The sequence below is a fragment of the Salinimicrobium profundisediminis genome, assembly GCF_026241755.1.
GTDB classification, from domain to species: domain Bacteria; phylum Bacteroidota; class Bacteroidia; order Flavobacteriales; family Flavobacteriaceae; genus Salinimicrobium; species Salinimicrobium profundisediminis.
Genome location: NZ_JAPJDA010000040.1, coordinates 5,001 through 8,148, shown reverse-complemented (window position 1 = coordinate 8,148; position 3,148 = coordinate 5,001). Strand labels below are relative to the sequence as shown.

3 protein-coding genes and 1 rRNA gene (1 of these 4 running past the window's edge) are annotated in these 3,148 nt (G+C 44.6%); all 4 read left to right on the top strand.

Annotated features, from left to right (window positions below; genetic code table 11):
* The first annotated feature begins 145 nt into the window (after positions 1-145).
* The gene (gene recR / locus OQ279_RS18065; protein WP_066441822.1) at positions 146-742 is read left to right on the top strand and encodes a recombination mediator RecR; all 597 of its coding nucleotides are present in this window, start codon (positions 146-148) and stop codon (positions 740-742) included.
* Positions 743-752: 10 nt separating this feature from the next.
* Entirely contained in the window at positions 753-977 is a 225-nt protein-coding gene (locus OQ279_RS18060) for a YaaL family protein (RefSeq protein WP_266071252.1), read from the top strand.
* Between the two features lie 69 nt (positions 978-1,046).
* Positions 1,047-1,331, top strand: coding sequence for a pro-sigmaK processing inhibitor BofA family protein (locus tag OQ279_RS18055; protein WP_266071251.1), 285 nt, complete (start codon positions 1,047-1,049; stop codon positions 1,329-1,331).
* 455 nt (positions 1,332-1,786) lie between these two features.
* Positions 1,787-3,148: ribosomal RNA gene (locus OQ279_RS18050) — 16S ribosomal RNA — on the top strand; it runs 188 nt beyond the window's last position.

Genomic DNA, 3,148 nt, shown 5'->3' with positions numbered 1-3,148 from the left:
GTGTTTAGCTCCAGCGACTAGCCTCTCTTAGGGTCTAAGCGAGTCCAGAAAAAGGTCAAAGTACGCCTGCTGTCTGGTTCGTCTTATCCCTTGTACTTGTCGGGGCAGAGGCAGGCGCTTGTGCTTTTCTATATAGGAGGATATTATGCATTATCCTGAACCAATATCAAAGCTAATAGATAGTTTTATGAAATTACCGGGAATTGGGCCAAAAACAGCAGCTCGTCTTGCCTTTTACGTATTGAATATGAAGGAAGACGTCGTACTCGATTTTGCTAAAGCGCTTGTTAATGCAAAACGGAACTTGAGCTACTGTTCTGTTTGCGGCCATATTACAGACCAGGATCCATGTTATATTTGTGAGGATCAGCGTCGGGACCGAACATTGATTTGTGTTGTTCAAGATCCTAAAGATGTCATTGCTATGGAAAAGATGAAAGAATTTAATGGTCTCTACCATGTACTCCATGGAGCGATTTCTCCAATGGATGGAATTGGGCCAGAGGATATAAATATCCCTGATTTACTAAAAAGGCTTCAGGATGATACTGTCCAAGAGGTTATACTGGCTACAAACCCAAATATTGAAGGAGAAGCAACAGCCATGTATATCTCCAGACTTTTAAAACCATCGGGCATTAAGGCAACACGAATTGCTCACGGCTTGCCAGTCGGCGGCGATTTGGAATATGCCGACGAAGTAACGCTGTCAAAAGCGCTTGAAGGAAGAAGAGAAGTTTAAATCTGGAGGAATGAACATGTTTTTTCGTAAAAAGGGCTGGCTTCGGAAGGAATATGATGAAAAGCTGCTGCTTCAAATAGAAGAATTAAAGTCCAATTGGAAAAATCAAAGTACCCTTGTTGAGAAAAGCTTTGATATCACCGAAGAAGCAATTAGTGATGCTAAGCTGGCAGAAGCTAAATATTTTTTTCTATTTAAAGAAGCAAAAAAAAGAAACGTAACAGTTAGATATTAAATCTGTAATTGACCACTGCTCTCAGGTCTATTTGTATAAATTAAACATAAATTTAATAGTACAAGTTGTATGAGAGGAGAGATTAGAATTATGGATCCGATTATTGTTATCTCGGTCCTGGGAGGACTGGTTTTATTAGTTCTCTTAATGGGAGCTCCAATGAAGCCTGTCCGATTTATTGGACAAAGCTTTGTTAAACTATTAATAGGAGCACTCTTTTTATTTTTTCTAAATGCTTTTGGAAATCAGTTTGGCATTCATGTACCCATTAACCTGGTTACCTCTGCAATATCTGGATTTTTAGGTATTCCAGGTCTATTTTCTTTAGTAGCGATCCAAACTTGGGTGCTTTAATATTGAAGAGCTGAAGAGTTTTAGTCCTCTTCGGCTTTTTTTATGTAAAGATAGTATTATATTTCATCTATATAGCGTCAAAAAGGTGACTTTAACTTTCCTGTATTTATATAGGAATTTATTCAGCTATCTCAAACTTCACCATGTAAAATAATAAGTATTTAACTTTAATATGTTTGATTTTAAAAAAAAGATAAAAATAGTGTTGACTTTGCCTATACACGCTGATATTATATTAAGAGTCGTCACAACGACGCATACTCGGCTTTGAAAAGACATTAAAAAAAGATGTTGACAAAACGGGTTGATAAATGATATATTAATAAAGTCGCCTCCGAGCGGCGGAGTTAATAAAATTGCTCTTTGAAAACTGAACGAACAATAAAACGTCAACGTTTAAAAAGATTCTTCGGAATCAACAATGTACATTATGTACACAAGAGCTAATCAACTCTTTCTTGGAGAGTTTGATCCTGGCTCAGGACGAACGCTGGCGGCGTGCCTAATACATGCAAGTCGAGCGGACAGATGGGAGCTTGCTCCCTGAAGTCAGCGGCGGACGGGTGAGTAACACGTGGGCAACCTGCCTGTAAGACTGGGATAACTTCGGGAAACCGGAGCTAATACCGGATAATGCTTTTGGACTCATGTCCTTAAGCTGAAAGATGGTTTCGGCTATCACTTACAGATGGGCCCGCGGCGCATTAGCTAGTTGGTGAGGTAACGGCTCACCAAGGCAACGATGCGTAGCCGACCTGAGAGGGTGATCGGCCACACTGGGACTGAGACACGGCCCAGACTCCTACGGGAGGCAGCAGTAGGGAATCTTCCGCAATGGACGAAAGTCTGACGGAGCAACGCCGCGTGAGTGATGAAGGTTTTCGGATCGTAAAACTCTGTTGTTAGGGAAGAACAAGTATCGGAGTAACTGCCGGTACCTTGACGGTACCTAACCAGAAAGCCACGGCTAACTACGTGCCAGCAGCCGCGGTAATACGTAGGTGGCAAGCGTTGTCCGGAATTATTGGGCGTAAAGCGCGCGCAGGCGGTCCTTTAAGTCTGATGTGAAAGCCCACGGCTCAACCGTGGAGGGTCATTGGAAACTGGGGGACTTGAGTGCAGAAGAGGAGAGTGGAATTCCACGTGTAGCGGTGAAATGCGTAGAGATGTGGAGGAACACCAGTGGCGAAGGCGACTCTCTGGTCTGTAACTGACGCTGAGGCGCGAAAGCGTGGGGAGCGAACAGGATTAGATACCCTGGTAGTCCACGCCGTAAACGATGAGTGCTAAGTGTTAGAGGGTTTCCGCCCTTTAGTGCTGCAGCAAACGCATTAAGCACTCCGCCTGGGGAGTACGGCCGCAAGGCTGAAACTCAAAGGAATTGACGGGGGCCCGCACAAGCGGTGGAGCATGTGGTTTAATTCGAAGCAACGCGAAGAACCTTACCAGGTCTTGACATCCTCTGACACTCCTAGAGATAGGACGTTCCCCTTCGGGGGACAGAGTGACAGGTGGTGCATGGTTGTCGTCAGCTCGTGTCGTGAGATGTTGGGTTAAGTCCCGCAACGAGCGCAACCCTTGATCTTAGTTGCCAGCATTCAGTTGGGCACTCTAAGGTGACTGCCGGTGACAAACCGGAGGAAGGTGGGGATGACGTCAAATCATCATGCCCCTTATGACCTGGGCTACACACGTGCTACAATGGATGGTACAAAGGGCTGCAAGACCGCGAGGTTTAGCCAATCCCATAAAACCATTCTCAGTTCGGATTGCAGGCTGCAACTCGCCTGCATGAAGCCGGAATCGCTAGTAATCGC

Bases quoted from the DNA above. Each gene is read 5' to 3' on its own strand.
- OQ279_RS18055 (WP_266071251.1), top strand. From the start codon at position 1,047: ATGAGAGGAGAGATTAGAATTATGGATCCGATTATTGTTATCTCGGTC.
- recR (WP_066441822.1), top strand. From the start codon at position 146: ATGCATTATCCTGAACCAATATCAAAGCTAATAGATAGTTTTATGAAA.
- OQ279_RS18060 (WP_266071252.1), top strand. From the start codon at position 753: ATGAACATGTTTTTTCGTAAAAAGGGCTGGCTTCGGAAGGAATATGAT.